General features: G+C 70.2%; 16 protein-coding genes. 11 read left to right on the forward strand and 5 right to left on the reverse strand.

Annotation, left to right across the window (positions count from 1 at the left end; translation table 11 throughout):
* Positions 1–374: 374 nt before the first annotated feature.
* Positions 375–1,466, forward strand: a complete 1,092-nt coding sequence (locus tag AB0N27_RS09575; protein ID WP_364365691.1) for a winged helix DNA-binding domain-containing protein — start codon at positions 375–377, stop codon at positions 1,464–1,466.
* 35 nt (positions 1,467–1,501) lie between these two features.
* Here AB0N27_RS09575 and AB0N27_RS09580 read toward each other — a convergent pair whose 3' ends face one another.
* Complete coding sequence (locus AB0N27_RS09580) at positions 1,502–2,032, reverse strand: hypothetical protein (RefSeq protein WP_364365694.1); 531 nt, start codon at positions 2,030–2,032, stop codon at positions 1,502–1,504.
* 63 nt (positions 2,033–2,095) lie between these two features.
* On the reverse strand, positions 2,096–3,085 hold the full coding sequence (locus tag AB0N27_RS09585; RefSeq protein WP_364365697.1) for a hypothetical protein: 990 nt from the start codon (positions 3,083–3,085) through the stop codon (positions 2,096–2,098).
* Positions 3,086–4,442: 1,357 nt separating this feature from the next.
* Between AB0N27_RS09585 and AB0N27_RS09590 the strand changes: the two genes are divergently transcribed.
* The gene (locus tag AB0N27_RS09590) at positions 4,443–5,072 is read left to right on the forward strand and encodes a VOC family protein (RefSeq protein WP_364365700.1); all 630 of its coding nucleotides are present in this window, start codon (positions 4,443–4,445) and stop codon (positions 5,070–5,072) included.
* A 195-nt stretch (positions 5,073–5,267) separates the two neighbouring features.
* Positions 5,268–6,335, forward strand: coding sequence for a glycoside hydrolase family 43 protein (locus AB0N27_RS09595; RefSeq protein ID WP_364365703.1), 1,068 nt, complete (start codon positions 5,268–5,270; stop codon positions 6,333–6,335).
* 145 nt (positions 6,336–6,480) lie between these two features.
* On the opposite strand, the gene AB0N27_RS09600 is transcribed toward AB0N27_RS09595, so the two are convergent.
* Complete coding sequence (locus AB0N27_RS09600; protein WP_364365705.1) at positions 6,481–7,395, reverse strand: SDR family NAD(P)-dependent oxidoreductase; 915 nt, start codon at positions 7,393–7,395, stop codon at positions 6,481–6,483.
* A 100-nt stretch (positions 7,396–7,495) separates the two neighbouring features.
* Between AB0N27_RS09600 and AB0N27_RS09605 the strand changes: the two genes are divergently transcribed.
* The 7 genes from AB0N27_RS09605 (at position 7,496) to AB0N27_RS09635 (ending at position 12,304) form a co-directional block, all read left to right on the forward strand.
* Entirely contained in the window at positions 7,496–8,161 is a 666-nt protein-coding gene (locus AB0N27_RS09605) for a TetR family transcriptional regulator (protein WP_364365708.1), read from the forward strand.
* Positions 8,162–8,244: 83 nt separating this feature from the next.
* On the forward strand, positions 8,245–9,129 hold the full coding sequence (locus tag AB0N27_RS09610) for a S41 family peptidase (protein WP_364365711.1): 885 nt from the start codon (positions 8,245–8,247) through the stop codon (positions 9,127–9,129).
* Positions 9,130–9,215: 86 nt separating this feature from the next.
* Complete coding sequence (locus tag AB0N27_RS09615; RefSeq protein WP_364365713.1) at positions 9,216–9,593, forward strand: DUF2089 domain-containing protein; 378 nt, start codon at positions 9,216–9,218, stop codon at positions 9,591–9,593.
* Positions 9,590–9,850, forward strand: a complete 261-nt coding sequence (locus AB0N27_RS09620) for a hypothetical protein (protein ID WP_364365716.1) — start codon at positions 9,590–9,592, stop codon at positions 9,848–9,850. Before AB0N27_RS09615 ends, AB0N27_RS09620 begins: the two co-directional genes overlap by 4 nt.
* Positions 9,851–9,861: 11 nt before the next feature.
* Positions 9,862–10,281: a hypothetical protein gene (locus tag AB0N27_RS09625; RefSeq protein ID WP_364365719.1), complete on the forward strand. Its 420-nt coding sequence runs from the start codon at positions 9,862–9,864 to the stop codon at positions 10,279–10,281.
* 373 nt (positions 10,282–10,654) lie between these two features.
* A complete protein-coding gene (locus AB0N27_RS09630; RefSeq protein ID WP_364365722.1) occupies positions 10,655–11,884 on the forward strand; it encodes an MFS transporter in 1,230 nt (409 codons plus the stop codon).
* A 132-nt stretch (positions 11,885–12,016) separates the two neighbouring features.
* Entirely contained in the window at positions 12,017–12,304 is a 288-nt protein-coding gene (locus AB0N27_RS09635; protein WP_364365725.1) for a hypothetical protein, read from the forward strand.
* Positions 12,305–12,313: 9 nt separating this feature from the next.
* Here AB0N27_RS09635 and AB0N27_RS09640 read toward each other — a convergent pair whose 3' ends face one another.
* The gene (locus tag AB0N27_RS09640) at positions 12,314–12,694 is read right to left on the reverse strand and encodes a hypothetical protein (protein ID WP_364365728.1); all 381 of its coding nucleotides are present in this window, start codon (positions 12,692–12,694) and stop codon (positions 12,314–12,316) included.
* Between the two features lie 177 nt (positions 12,695–12,871).
* Positions 12,872–13,438, reverse strand: a complete 567-nt coding sequence (locus AB0N27_RS09645) for a TetR family transcriptional regulator (RefSeq protein ID WP_364365731.1) — start codon at positions 13,436–13,438, stop codon at positions 12,872–12,874.
* A gap of 98 nt (positions 13,439–13,536) precedes the next feature.
* Here AB0N27_RS09645 and AB0N27_RS09650 point away from each other — a divergent pair, with 98 nt between their 5' ends.
* Positions 13,537–14,310, forward strand: a complete 774-nt coding sequence (locus AB0N27_RS09650) for an oxidoreductase (RefSeq protein WP_364365734.1) — start codon at positions 13,537–13,539, stop codon at positions 14,308–14,310.

Raw genomic sequence — 14,310 nt, forward strand, 5'->3', positions numbered from 1 at the left:
TTCGGCCTCCTTGTACGCGTCCCGTCGGCTCTGGTCGGCGTTGCGCCAGTCGTCGATGCCGTCGAACGGCCAGTCCGGGAAGGGACGCGGTGTCGCCTGGTAGGTCATGCCGGCGCGCCGCATCAGTTCGCGGCAGAGCCCCATGCCGGCGATGTTGAGGGCGAACTGATGGGCGGCGGCCAGCGATTCGTACTCGTCGCGGCACCGTGGCCAACTGCCGCACGCTCCGCCGAGGTCGAGGCACTCCTCGGCGTGGGCGCGCGCGGTGGCGGCGGATTCGGGCAGGTCGACATGCTCGAAGCGGTAACCCATCGGGCGCCTCCCCCCGCCGGCATTGGCACGAGCGTGTCATTGTGCCGGACTAGGGTGCAGACATGGTCGATCGTCACCAGGTGATGAACTTCCGCGTCCGTGCCCAGCAGCTCGACCGGAGCGAGGGCACGCTCGCCGACACCGCGATCCTGGACATCGGTGTGCAGAACACCGGACCGGACGGCGCACGGTGGGCACTCGCCGTGCGCGGGGTCGACGTGACCGCGTTGTCCGACAAGGACGTGGTCCTGCTGTGGACAGTGCGGGGTGCTCCCCACCTCTACCGTCGGGCCGACGTGGGCGCGGTGGCGGCAGCGGTCGAGCCCTTCTCCGACGCCGACGCGGGCAAGCGCATCTACGACGCTTCCAAGCCGTTGAAGGCCGCCGGCATCGGCAACCTCGCCGCCCTCGACGAGGTGGCCAACCGCATGCGGGCCATTGTCACCGCGCCGACGGTCAAGGGTACGGTGTCCGGCCGGCTGGCCACGATGCTTCCCGAGCCGTACCTGCGGTTCTGCCGGCCGTGCGACGCCACGCACGTCTACGAGATGCCGTTCCGGCTCGCCGCCGTGCGGGCCGGGCTGGAGCTGGATCTCGACACCTCACCTCCGGTCCTGCGGCGTATCACCGGCTTCAGGAAGGCGACGGCGGTGGACGACCGCTTGGACCTCATCCGCGCGTACCTTCGCCTGCTCGGTCCGGCCACCCCGAAACAGGTGGCCGACTACCTGGACGCGCCGTCGAAGGACGTCAAGGCGCTCTGGCCCGAGGACGTGATCGAGGTGCGGGTCGACGGCGAGGTGCGTTCCCTGTTGGCCGCCGACGAGGAGGCACTGGAGTCGGCCGAGCGCACCGGGACGCGCCTGCTCGGCCCGTACGACCTGTTCTTGCAGGCCAAGGACCGGGCGACCCTGGTGTCGGACGCCGCCCGCGGCAAGGAGTTGTGGCCGGTGCTGGGTCGACCCGGCGCCGTCCTGGTCGACGGCGAGCTGGTCGGCACCTGGCGTCCCCGCAAGTCGGGCAGGGCGTTCACGGTCGCCGTCCAGCCCTGGCAGAGGCTGTCGGGCGCCACCCGCAAGGCCGTCACGGCGCAGGCCGAGCTTCTCGCCGCGCACCGCTCGGTCACCCTCACCGGCGTCGACTTCGCCAGCTAGTCACGCGGGCAGGGGCATGCGGCCGTGACGTCTGGTCAGAAGTTCACCCGGACGCCGGCGGCCTTGCACGCGGCGGTGATGGTCGCCCCGGCCTTCTCGAAGGTCGGGTTGTCGGCGGCGCTCGCCGGGTCGGGCGCGGCCGCCGCCTTGGCCGCCTCGTCACCGAAGCGGCGCAGGGCGGCGGCCACCTTGCTGTTGCCCGCGCCGGCCGAGGCCACCCGGGTCAGCTCCTGGTCCAGTCCGGTCAGGATCTTCCGGTAGTCCGCAGCCGAGGGCTCACCCGTCCTCACCATGTCGATGAGGGCCGCCTTCATCTCGTCGCCGGCCTTCTGCGCCGACTCGCACAGCTTCTTGTCGCTCGTCCCGCCCGTCGTCGCACCCGACGTGGCCGGAGCGACCGAGGCCGGGGTGGCAGGCGTGGAGGGCGCCGCCGAGGACGGGGCGGCGGAGGTGGGCGTCGCCGGGGTGGAGCCGGCCGTCGGCGCCGCGTCCTCTCCCCCACAGGCGGCAAGGACCGTCGTAGCGGTAAGGATCAGCAGGACGAAGGCGACGCGAGTGGGCTTCACAGACGCGCACGGTAATCGAAGCCCTCGTGATGATCAATCCGCCCGGACGACCTGGTTCGCCGGTCAGTCGGTGGTCAAGCCTCGGGTCGTCAGTTCGCTGAGTGAGGCGTCGCCGCCGCCGAGAGCCGCGCGGGCCACCTCCGGCCTACGCACCTCGAAATCCTCAATCAGGATGGTCGGGGAGGCGGATCGTTTGCCGATCCCCTCGACCTCCTGCTGGTCCGGGTTGAAGGGCAGCGTCCGCCACTGGGCGGCGGCCTGCGGCCAGCCGCCGGAGATGGCGGCGACCAAGCCGTCGAGCAGGCTCGTGTAGTCCGTCGTGCTGATCCGACGGCCGAGCCCGTACCGCTCGCGCAGGGCGAGGATGTCCGCGCCGGGTGTGCCCGAGTAGCTGGTGTCCAACCCGAGCCACCAGTGCGCGAAGTACGTGCCCTGGTAGCCCTGGGCGAGGTAGCGGGACCCGTCGTGGTGCACCTCGATCATGAAGTTGTGCACCTGGGGGAACTGGCAGTCGAGCAACAGGACGCTCTGGGCGCTCGCCGGCAGCACCAGCAGGGCCTTTCGGAGAGCATCGCCCTGACCGGCCCCGTAGGTCTGCGCCGACCGGCGGAGCGGTTCGCCGCCCCGGATGCGCAACTGCTCGCGGATCTGGAACGCGGCCAGGCCACAGTTGGCCCACTTGCGGCTCTTGTCGCGCGCCGCGATCCGCGGGTCGTCGGTCCGTCCGGTGCTGACCACGGCCGCGTCGAGCTTGGCGAGGTCGTTGGCGTCCAGGGCCTGCTCACGCCGCCGCTGGTCGGTGCCGCCGGCGAACTCCTCCCGCGCGTACTTCGTGGCGGCGGTGATGGCGTCGGCCCAGGTGGGGAAGCTCTGGCTGCTCAGGCCGCTCGCCGACCAGGTGATCAGGCGGGCGAAGACCTCGCCCTGGTAGTCGGCCGGCAGGAGCTTTTCGATACGTGTGCCGATGGCGGCGCACGCCGTCTCGTCGTCCTCCAGGTTGGGGATCCGGCCGTCCGGCGGATATGTCGTCCGGTCCTCAATGATCGTCAGCATGCCGACCTCCCACAATCCCTTGCGTACGGTTACCCAGAGTGGTGAACCGAATACAAGGGTGGGTCATCCGAGGGCGGACAGGTCCCCAACGTCGGAAGTCCGTCCCTGCCCCGCACCCGGGTCGTCCGCCGCCCCCCGTGCGCGGCGCGCAGGTCGCTGCCGTCGGTCCGGCTCCGCATGTCTGCGACTCCAGGTCGCGCTCATCACCGGTGCCGGGCACACCGCGTCTCACCTCGACTGGTCCCGGTGCACCGGCCGTTCGGTGCTCCGATGTCCGTCGCCACGCACTGGTAGAGGGGGACGAATCCGTTGACCCCTGCGGCGAGTTGGCGGCCAGGCCCCGGGGGTGCGATCGACGATCGGGCGGAACCGACTCCCGCAACGCCGATGGCCGCCGGCATCACGGCTGTCGGGTGAGAGGACGGCCGCAGGGCGCGAACCTGGCCTTCCGGCCCCGGGCCTGCCGCAAGGGGATCATCCGTTTGGAAGTCGACGGCGTTCGTTCCTCGGTGCCGGGCACACACCGCCTCACCTCGGTTGGTCCCGGTGCACCGGCCGTTCGGCGCTCCCGCAACCTTCGCGCGGCACTGCAAGAGGGGGCCGGACCCGCCAGCTGGTGAGATGCTCCGATAGCCGGGCCGCGAGGGCACGACGGGGGGCTGGACCCGGAACAGTTTCTGTGCTTCCGGTGCCCTCTCCAGTGCGGTCACGTGAGCGTGACTGGGCGCCAGCCCTGGGACGGCGATGGTGGGGCGATCCCCGATCACCAACTCCCTGAGCGGGACTTCGCCGACTGCCAGGAGGTCCGGCACCATGCGCGGGTGAACGTGCGCCGCGATGTACAGGGCGGCGACCGCGTACGTTCCCGGCGGGACGTGGAACAGATACCGGCCACCGAGTCGGACGCGCGTGGACCACGTAGGCGCGTCGTCGACGAGACCTCGTGGACCTCCGCGCATCAGGACCAGCACGCTTGGCCTGCGACTCCGGTCGTAGGCGACTGTGGTGTCGAGGCGAAGCCTGAAGACAGCCCTGCTGCCATCCCAGGCCCCCTGGGCGGAGCCGAGCATGCCGAGCGTCACCTCTGTCGGCCTGAACAACCCCATGCGATCGACGATCTCTGCCGCGGACGTCGCCAACTGCGCACCTGCGGCCAACGCATCCAGGACCACCTGCGCCTCCCCGAACCCTCGGTCGGCTTTCGCCGTCCATTGTGGCAGCTCAGCACTACGACACACGAGCAGATCCCACCCGGTTGTGGTCGCTCGTCCACCCTGCCCAGGCCTGTTGGCTCGACCAGCCAACCGAAGGCCACGGCCGTACGACCGAACGAGCCCCGCTGGGTAGCGTCACGGGCATGACTGCGCAGATCACGGCGAAGCAGTTCCACGCGGCCGACGGTGTCGAGGACTGGCGCTGCCTCTACCACCTGGTCTCGGCCCATTTCCCTACCGGTTCGCTGGCCGAGGGCTCCACCCTCGTCGACGAGATCGGCCGGGTGGTCGACGAGGTCCAGCAGCGGTACGTGGCCGTCGACCTTCGCGGCTCCGGCGTCACGGTGAGCCTGAGTCGGCGCGACATCTCGCTGGCCCGGCGGATCTCGGCCGCCGCCAGGGACCTGAACATCACCGCCGACCCGACTGCGGTGCAGCTCGTCAACGTCACCCTCGACGCACATGTCGGCGCGGACGTGCTGCCGTTCTGGCGGGCGCTGCTCGGCTACCGCCAGATAGCTGACGACTACCTGTCCGACCCGGCGCGCCGGGGGCCGGGCTTCGGGTTGCAGCCGATGGCCGCGCCGCGCCCGCAGCGCAACCGGCTGCACCTCGATGTCGCTGTCCCGCACGACCAGGCGGAGGCACGCGTCGCCGCGGCCCTGGCCGCCGGCGGTCACCTGGTCTCGGACGCGCACGCGCCCCGGTGGTGGGTTCTGGCTGACGCCGAGGGCAACGAGGCATGCGTGGCCACCTGGGTGGGCCGCGAGTAGCGGCCCGGTTGGTGACGTCCGGGCCGTGGGCCGTACCGCGCCGCCTCAGCGGTGGCCGTGGGGCGGACGGTGTGGCAGCGTCCAGAGGGTCAGCGAGTTCCGACAGTCCACTCCGGTCGCTGCCGAGGTGACCGACCGGACCGACGTGACCGGGGGCCGATGATCGGCCAGCTGAAAGGAGTCCCCATCGTGAACGTGGGCGACCGAACCCTTCCGCGCATCCTCTCCGTCCTGCTGGCCGCCGTGCTCGCCGCCGGCCTGTCCGCTGCCGGCGCCGGGCCGGCGGCGGCCGGGCAGACAGGTCTGCGGGCCGCCGACCCGAGCGTGATCCGCGTGGGCAGCACCTACATCTCCGTGCAGTCACTCAACGGCGGGATCGCCGTGCGGCAGGCCTCGTCGACCGACGGGCTGGCCGCGGCACCGGCGCGGCAGGTGTGGACGGACAGCCGCAACCTCGGTGAGGTCTGGGCCCCGGAGATCGTCACCGACGGCGGCCGGTACTACATCTACTTCTCGGCCGGGCGCGCAGCCGCACACCGGATGTACGTGATCCACTCGGCGTCGCCGGCGAGCGGCTACACGGCCGAGAGGCAGCTCGCGCTGCCCGGCGGCAAGTGGGCCATCGACGGCAGCCTGTTCACGTTCAACGGTCAGCGGTGGTTCGTCTGGTCGGGTTGGGCCGGCGACACGAACGTCGAACAGAACATCTACCTCAGCCGGATGAGCGACCCGCTCACCCCGACCGGCAACCGGTTCGTCATTTCCCAGCCGAGGGAGAGTTGGGAACGCGTCGTCGGCAATCCGTTCATCAACGAGTCCCCCGAGGCGATCAGGGACCCGAACGGGCAACTGCACATCGTCTACTCCGCGAACGGCAGTTGGAGTGACCAGTACTGCCTCGCCGACCTGCGGCTACGCGCCGGCGGTGACCCGACGTACGTGTGGGACTGGTACAAGTCCAACGGCTGCCTGTTCGGCTCGAACCGGGCCACCATGATGGCCGGTTGGGATCCCACGCTGTACGTGAACGGGCCCGGCCACCACAGCTTCGTCCTGCTCAACGGCGACATCGCCACGAGCCCGCCCGCCGGGCCGAGGTTCCCGCTGATGTTCCACGCCGTACCGAAGGGCACCGCGTACTCGTGGGCGAACCGGTACTGGTACACAGGCACCTTCTGCTGGTGGGGCAACACCACCTACCGCCGCGCCAACGTGCCCGGCCCGACATCCGACACCGGGTTCAGCATCAAGTTCTTCGAGTGATCAGCGCGCCGCACAGCACACCCACCGGGGAAAGGTCACCCGCCGAGGCGGTGCGACGCCGCTGGCTCACCCGGCCCCACAACTGACGGTCGCGGCGGGACCCGTGCGGGTCTCGCCGCGACCGATCATCTGCGACGTGGCGCGGTCACGCCGCGAGGGCCGCCTGGCCGACCGGGAACCGGACGCCGGTGAGGTCTTCCGAGACGGCCCAGAGGCGCTCTTGCACGGTCAGGTCGTAGGACTCGGGGCTGGACGTGACGAGCTTCGGGTAGCCGCGCGTCTCACCCCGGCCGTCGGGGCCGTAATACTGCCCGCCGAGGACTGACGGGTCGGTGGCGGCCCGCAGGGTGGGCAGCGCGCCCGCCGCCGCCGGCTGGGTGATCACCGGGGCGAGCCAGGTGATCGGTGCGCGGACGGCCGCCGGGGCGTTGCGGACGAGTTCGGTGTTGGAGATGCCGGGGTGTGCGGCCACCGCGACTGTGGTGCGGTGCGGGGCGAGCCGGCGCTGCAACTCGTAGGTGAACATCAGGTTGGCGAGCTTCGACTGGCCGTAGGCGCCGACCCGGCTGTACGAACGCTCCCACTGCAGGTCGTCGAAGTGGATGGCGGCGCGGATGCGGTGCCCGACGCTGCTGACTGTGACCACTCGCGAGCCGGGCACGGGCAGCAGCCGGTCGAGCAGCAGGCCGGTGAGCGCGAAGTGGCCCAGGTGGTTGGTGCCGAACTGCATCTCGAAGCCGTCGCGGGTGGTCTGCTTCGGGGTGTACATCACGCCGGCGTTGTTGATCAGCAGGTCGATCCGGGGGTGGGCGGCACGCAGGTCGGCCGCGGCGGCGCGCACGGACTCCAGCGAGGTCAGATCCAGTTCCTGTACGGAGACGTCGCCGCTCATCCGGGCGGCGGCCTGCTTGCCCTTCTCGGTGTCGCGGACGGCCAGCACGACCGACGCCCCGCGCTCGGCGAGTCGGCGGGCAGTCTCGAAGCCCAACCCGGTGTTGGCCCCGGTGACCACGGCGACGCGGCCGTCCTGACGCGGAATCTGCTGCTCGGTCCAGTTCATCTCAGGCTCCCAATGTACCGCCGGTAAGTTATGCCTGAACGGTAAAGTACCGACGGTACACTGTCAAGAGACCAGCGGTACCTAAGTTAGGGTTGGCGTCATGACGTTCCAGCGGGCACGCAGCGAGGAGCAGCGTGCGGTCCGGCGCCAGGCAATCCTGGACACGACCTCAGCGATGCTCGACGAGATGTCGGTGGCCGAGGTGACCCTGAACGAGCTGAGCCGGCGGGTGGGCCTGGCCAAGACGGCTGTGCTGCGGTATTTCGAGTCCCGCGAAGCGGTGCTGCTCGACCTGTTGGACGACCGGACGGCGACCTGGCTGGCCGAGCTGGAGCAGGAGCTGGCCCGGGGCGTCGACCCGAGCCGGTCCGCGCTGGAACGGGCCCAGCAGGTGGCGGACGTGCTCAGCCGGTCGCTCGCCGCCCAGACGGTGCTGTGTGATCTCTTCGGCGCGCAGGGCGGAGTGCTTGAGCACAACGTCTCGGTCGAGGTGGTCCGCCGACACAAGCGGGCCTCGCTGGCCAACCTCGCGGTGATGGCCGACCTCATCCGGCGGCACCTGCCCGAAGTCGGCGAGCGCGCTGAGCTGTTCTGCCTGCAAGCCCTGCTCGTCGCGGGCGCGCTGTCCGCCTACACCGCACCGCCGCCGAGCCTGCTCGCCGTGTACGAGTCCGAGCCGGCGCTCGCGGTCTACCAGATCGACCTGCAATCGGCCCTGCGGCTCGCGATCATCACGTCGCTGGTGGGCTTCCTGCCGCGCTCCTGACTCCGACGCGCCCCGGATCGTCGAACCCGGGCCCCTGCAAATTCGATGGTCATGACGCGGCCTGCGGTCTACCATGGCCCGCCGTGCTCTCCAACGAACAGATAATCCGACAGGCCCTGGACCGGATCAAGGCAGGGTACGTCTTTCCCGCGAAGGTCGCCGACATCGACGCCGCGATCCGACGTCGTCTCGCGGCGGGCGAGTACGACGACCTGGACGGGCCGGTGCTCTGCGAGACGGTGACCGCCCACCTTCAGCAGGTGCGCCCGGACAAGCATCTGCGGCTGCTCTGGGCGGACCAGCCGCAGTCCCTCGATCCGGCGGACGAGGACGGGGGGCAGGCCGCGTTCCGCGCGCTGCTCAGGGCGGAGAACCAGGGGATCCGCCGGGTCGAGCAGGTGGACGGGAACGTCGGGCTCATCGACGTGCGGCGCATCGCGTACGCCGACGAAGGCGCCGCCGCGATCGGCGCGGCCATGCACCTGGTCGCCCTCAGCTCCGCGCTCATCCTCGACCTGCGCGCGTGCAGCGGCGGAACACCGGAGGGAGCCGCGATGTGGTGCAGCTACTTCTTCCGCGACGACCAGGTGCATCTCAACGACTTCTACGAGCGGTCCACCGGCGCCACGCGTCAGTTCTGGACCACCGCGCACCTTCCCGCACCGCGCTATGTGGACCGTCCGGTCTATGTGCTCACCAGCGCGGCAACGTTCTCCGGGGGCGAGGACGTGGCGTACACCCTCCAGGCGCACGGCCGGGCCGTCGTCGTCGGTGAGACGACCCGTGGCGGCGCGCACCCCACGGCCCGCCACCCGGTCACCGAGCACATCCTCGTGACCGTGCCGACTGCCCGGACGATCAACAGCGTCACCGGCACCAACTGGGAGGGCGTCGGTGTGGTCCCCGACGTACCAGTCCCGGCGGACCAGGCACTCGACACGGCTCTCCAGGCCATCCGGTGCGGATAGGCGCGGCGGCGTACCACGAGCATGAAATTAAGAAAGTTAAGACCCGCCTCTGGAAAGTTGAGGATTCTTAAGCTACAAATTTAGGTATGACAGATCAGGCGATGGACTGGCAGGAACTCACCGGCCTGACGCGGGGGCAGCCGTTCGTCGTCGAGCGGGTGCGCATGGCGGGCAACGGCGTCGCGATCGAGGGCGCGTTCGAGCTACCGCAGCTGGCTCAGCTCAACGTCGAGGATCAGGTCTTCGTCACGGCGTTCGTGCGCTGCCACGGTTCGATCAAGGAGATGGAACGCATCTTCGGGGTGAGCTACCCGACGATCAAGTCACGACTCAACCGGATCACGCAGATGCTCGACTTCGTCGAGACCGATCCGGCCCCGTCGCGGGCCGACGTCATCGACCGGTTGCGACGCGGTGAGATCAACGCCCAGCAGGCGTTGGCCGAGCTGGAAGGCCGGCCATGATGCCGCAGTTGGTGACCGTCAAGGTGAACCGCCCGGACCGCCGGCCCATCCGCTTCTGGGTTCCGGTGCTCCCGGTGGTGATCCTGCTCTTCCCACTCGTGGTCCTGGTCGCGCTCGCGGCGACCGTGGCCTGCCTGGTGTTCCGCATCGGTGCGGTGCGGGCACTCGGCGCCGGCTGGCGCGTCATCTCCGCGCTGCCCGGCGCCCGCTTCGACATCGAGCAGGGCCGCACGGCCGTGCTCGTGGCCATCAGATAGGAGAGGGTCAAATGACCGAACAACGCAAGGACATCCTCGACATGCTGGCCTCCGGCATGATCACCGCAGAGGAGGCGGAGCAGCTCATCGCCGCGCTCGAACGGGGCCAGGCGCCGGCGGCGGGTCCCGACGCCCGACCGAAGGGCAAGGTGAAGTACCTGCGGGTGGTGGTGGACGCCACCGACAACGGCGAGCCGTCGCGGGTCAACGTGCGGGTGCCACTGCAACTGCTGCGGGCCGGCGTACGACTGGCGGCGCTGGTCCCCCCGCAGGCGCTGGCCAAGGCCAACGCCTCACTCAGCGACTCGGGCGTGCCGATCGACCTGGCGCAGCTCAAGCCCGAGCAGTTGGAGGCGCTCGTGGAGCACCTCGACGACGTGACAGTGGAGGTGGACTCCCCCGATGCCACGGTGCGGGTCTTTTGCGAGTAGGCGCCGTCTGATCGGACGGCCCCTCGAGAGGGTGCGGGAACACCCTCCCGAGGTCTGCGCCCGCCGCAGCAGAGCGCAGGTGAACTGCCAACCTGAAGTTTAGCCACTCACCGTCAACCAGCGCAGGGACCACTCGTCGGGTGGTCCCTGCGCTGCGTCCCCGCTCGTCGTGAACAGGACTGCCGGGATCTGCGGTCACCTGGGTGACCCGCCCGCCGAGCGACTCGTCAGCCCTTGGCCTGACTGCGGCGGGGCCGCCGACGAGGGTGTCGTCGCCGCCGGCAAGTCGGGTGAAGGTCTCACGTTTCCGGAAACCCCGGCCCTGGCCGTCACCCTGAGGTGATCGAGGGCGGCGGGTGGGTAGCGTTCCACAATGGGATCCGCGTCGCCGCACCGACAGCTGGTCACGGCCACCTACCTCGCGTCGGTCGTCTTCGGCGCCTTCTGGGGCACCTGGGGCTCGGCCGTGCCCCGCGTCCGCGACCAGGCCGGTCTGGACGACGCCCAACTGGGGGCCGCGCTGCTGTTCATCAGCGCGGGCGCGCTGCCGGCGATGCCCCTGACCGGTCGGGCACTGGACCGTTGGGGGTTGCGGTGCACGGCCCTGACGGTGGTCGCCCTGGGCGTTGCGGGGCTCGCCGCTTCCGTCACGGCCGGCGGGCTCGTCGGGCTGTGCGCCGGGCTGACCGCTGTGGGTGTCGCCAGCGGCGCGGTCGACGTCGCCATGCACTCCGTCGGCGGACGCGCCGAGCAACGCTCCGGCCAACCGATCATCACCCGGACCGGCGCGGTGTTCTCCACCACGGTCGTCGTGTCCAGCCTCGGCACCGGCGCCGCGTTCGCCCTCGGGGCCCCCACCTGGGTTCCGTTCGCTGCCGTACTGCTGGTGTCGCTGTTGGCCGGTGCCGCCATCGGCCGCACGCTGCCCGCGGACCTGTCCGGCCCGGAGCCTGTCGCGCCGAGCAGCGGGAGCGGCCTGCGGATGCCGCTCGCACCCCTATTCCTGGTGGGTGTGCTCGGTGCGCTCGCATTCGCCAGCGAGAACGCCCACCAGAGCTGGGGTGCCGTCTTCATGCAGGACGTCCTGGCCACCGGGCCCGGCCTCAGCGCGATAGCACCCGCGGCGTTCGCCGCCGTCGTGGCGACGACCCGTTTCGCGGTCAGCACGCTGAATCCCGCGCACGCCCGGACGGTCCTCGTCCTCGGATCGGTCGTCGCGGCCGCCGGCGCGGCGCTGCTGGCACGCGCCCCGTCGGTCCCCGTCGCCCTGGCCGGGCTGGTCCTCGCCGCAGCGGGGACCGCCGCCCTGTTCCCCACGCTGTTGAGCATCGTCTCGCGCAACGTCGTCGAGTCCTCGCGCGGGCGGGCGACCTCGATCGTGACGGCCGTGGCGTACCTCGGATTCCTGTTGGGGCCGGTCTACGTCGGACTGTGGGCGGCCGCGACCGGCCTGCGGGGCGCCATGATCGCGGTGGCGGCGCTCGGCCTCACCCTCGCCGCGTTGGCCCTTCCGCTGCTGGCCCTGAGCCGATACGCGGTGACGCCTCGGCCGGCGGCGCAGCAGCAGGACGAGGCCCGCGTCAGGTCCGCCCACCGCGTCTGACAGGCCCCCACGGTCGGGTTCGCCCGTGACATCATCGGCGGATGGACGTTCGTCGACTGGCGGCCATCGACATACGGCACCCGGGGCACCGCCCGTCGACGGCACATCATTCTGGCCGAATTCCTCGGCGGCGTGCTGGTCATGGTGGCGTTGGGTAGCTGGCTACTGGCGCCGACGAACAGTTCCGGCACCCGGGCGATCGGCCTGTGGTTGGTCGGCGCAGGTCTCAACTACGCCCCGCTCGCCTGGTACGCGATCAGGCTGATGCGCCCGGGTGCCCTCGATGCCGAACTCGCCGACGTCGACACCGATCGGGAACTGCGTCGGTACACGGTCCTTCAGCTGTGGGTGTTCGTGCCGTTGTCGCTCGTCGTCTTCGACACGCTCATCCGGCGCAGGAGTCGGACGACCGCCAGCTGAAGAATCCCGCTAGCAGGAGCCGTGCCAATTCACCTTCGTCACGATCACCTCAAGGTAGAAGATGTTGCCGCGCGGGGTGGCGCAGTGGGTGATGACAGTCGACGGGTCCCACGTGTTGTGGTATTCCAATTCGACGTTTGCGCTCGTGTAGTTGTAGAACTGCTTCGTCGGAGCGCTGCCGACCCATGGGCCGGTGGTGACCAGGGACGGGGTCTCGGTGGGGCCGGTGTTCGGGGGAGCCCAGTTGGGCCAGGCGCAGAACGTGCCCGGCTGGCAGTTGCCGGGCGGCCACGGCTCGTCGGCCGGCGTGGCCGCAGAGGCCGACGCGGCCGGGACGGCAGCCAGCAGACCCGCGGTGGACAGGGCAAGCGCGAGGGATTTCAGTCGCATGAAAACTCTTTCCTCCCCAGTGGACTCGGTCGATGAAAGTTATCACCGGGAAAGTTGAAGGGTCAAGTATCTGATTCACTACCGTCTAAGCTTTGAATATTCTGTGAATCCGCTGAATGGCCGGTCGTCGTGCGACGCAGCCGATGGGGCGCATCGAGGGCAGCGACCGGGTGGCGTTCACGATGCGCGCGCCGTCGGCGCGACGTGGCGCAGGCCGTCGAAGAGGATCGCCGTGATCTGCCGGGCCTCCTCCTGCCAGCCACCGATGGGGCGCATCTCGCAGATGCCGCCCATCGCGCGCAGCAGGGTGCGCCCGGTGACGTCGTCGCGGATGGTTGCCGCCGCCACTCCCGCGGCGAGCAACTGGTCGAGCGACTGCGCCATCTTCGTGCGGGCGTCGTCGAAGACCGGGGAGTCCGTGATCATGATGCTCTCCAACGCCTCGGCCATGCCCTTGCCGATGGCGGCGTGGTCGACGAGCAGCAGCAGGAAACGACGCAGGGCTTCGTCCGGAGGGTGCTGGCCGAGGAGGTTTGCGGGGGCGGCGCACAGGTCGTCGACCTCCTGGCGGTAGACCGCCTCGACGAGGGCTTCGCGCGTGGCGAAGTGGCGGTAGAGCGTTCCCACCGAAACTCCCGCCCGCCGCGCGATCTCCTCCACGCCGGTGTCGGCCTCGCCGCCGAGGAACATCTCCCGTGCCGTGGTCAGCAGCGCCTCGCGGTTGCGGCGGGCGTCGGCGCGCATCGGCCGTGACGTTGACAAAAGATCCTCCACAAGCTGAGTCCGACTCCGCTTATGCTAGCTTTCCGGAGTCCGGTTCACTTTACCGCAGAGGGCGACACATGACCCACTCAGAAGACGGCCTGAACGACCTTCGCGTGCTGGTCACCGGCGGCAGCCGTGGCTTGGGCGAGGCGACCGTCCGCCGCTTCGCCGCCGCCGGAGCTACCGTTCTGACCGCATCGCGAGGTGCGCCCCCGGAGGATCTGCCGGCCACCCACTTCCCCGCCGACCTCGCGACCGAGGACGGGGTGGCCGAACTCGGCCGGCTGATCATCGACCGCGTCGGCGGGGTGGACGTGCTTGTCAACAACGCCGCTGGCGCGAGTGCACCCACGCCGACCCTGCAACGCTCCGACACGTCGTGGTACTCGGACCTGGAGATGAACCTGCTCAGCGCCGTCCGGCTCGACCGGGCGCTGGTCCCGGGCATGGTCGAACGAGGTTCCGGCGTCGTCGTACACGTCTCCTCGATCGCCAGCCGGCTGCCGCAGCGCACCGAGGCGTCCTACGCGGCGGCGAAGGCGGCACTGAATGTCTACAGCCGCGAGCTGGCCACCGAGGTGGGCCCGCACGGGGTCCGAGTGGTGTGCGTCCTGCCGGGCTTCGTGGCCACCGCCGGCGCCAACGAACATCTGACCCACATCGCCGAGCAGCAGGGCATCGGCCTCGACGAACTCAAGCGGCAGATCGTGGAGCACCTGAACGTGCCGATGGGCCGGCCCGGCGATCCGGAGGACGTGGCCGAGATGATCGCCTTCCTCGCGTCCCGGCGCGCGAAGTGGCTCACCGGCGCGGAGTTCCGCGTCGACGGCGGAATCATCCCGGTGGTGTGA

This window comes from Micromonospora sp. NPDC093244 (assembly GCF_040683695.1).
Lineage (GTDB): Bacteria > Actinomycetota > Actinomycetes > Mycobacteriales > Micromonosporaceae > Micromonospora.

Excerpts from the sequence above, each read along its gene's own strand:
- AB0N27_RS09575 (WP_364365691.1), top strand. The coding sequence starts at position 375 with ATGGTCGATCGTCACCAGGTGATGAACTTCCGCGTCCGTGCCCAGCAG.
- AB0N27_RS09585 (WP_364365697.1), bottom strand. The coding sequence starts at position 3,085 with ATGCTGACGATCATTGAGGACCGGACGACATATCCGCCGGACGGCCGG.
- AB0N27_RS09590 (WP_364365700.1), top strand. The coding sequence starts at position 4,443 with ATGACTGCGCAGATCACGGCGAAGCAGTTCCACGCGGCCGACGGTGTC.
- AB0N27_RS09600 (WP_364365705.1), bottom strand. The coding sequence starts at position 7,395 with ATGAACTGGACCGAGCAGCAGATTCCGCGTCAGGACGGCCGCGTCGCC.
- AB0N27_RS09605 (WP_364365708.1), top strand. The coding sequence starts at position 7,496 with ATGACGTTCCAGCGGGCACGCAGCGAGGAGCAGCGTGCGGTCCGGCGC.
- AB0N27_RS09615 (WP_364365713.1), top strand. The coding sequence starts at position 9,216 with ATGACAGATCAGGCGATGGACTGGCAGGAACTCACCGGCCTGACGCGG.
- AB0N27_RS09620 (WP_364365716.1), top strand. The coding sequence starts at position 9,590 with ATGATGCCGCAGTTGGTGACCGTCAAGGTGAACCGCCCGGACCGCCGG.
- AB0N27_RS09625 (WP_364365719.1), top strand. The coding sequence starts at position 9,862 with ATGACCGAACAACGCAAGGACATCCTCGACATGCTGGCCTCCGGCATG.
- AB0N27_RS09630 (WP_364365722.1), top strand. The coding sequence starts at position 10,655 with ATGGGATCCGCGTCGCCGCACCGACAGCTGGTCACGGCCACCTACCTC.
- AB0N27_RS09640 (WP_364365728.1), bottom strand. The coding sequence starts at position 12,694 with ATGCGACTGAAATCCCTCGCGCTTGCCCTGTCCACCGCGGGTCTGCTG.
- AB0N27_RS09645 (WP_364365731.1), bottom strand. The coding sequence starts at position 13,438 with ATGCGCGCCGACGCCCGCCGCAACCGCGAGGCGCTGCTGACCACGGCA.
- AB0N27_RS09650 (WP_364365734.1), top strand. The coding sequence starts at position 13,537 with ATGACCCACTCAGAAGACGGCCTGAACGACCTTCGCGTGCTGGTCACC.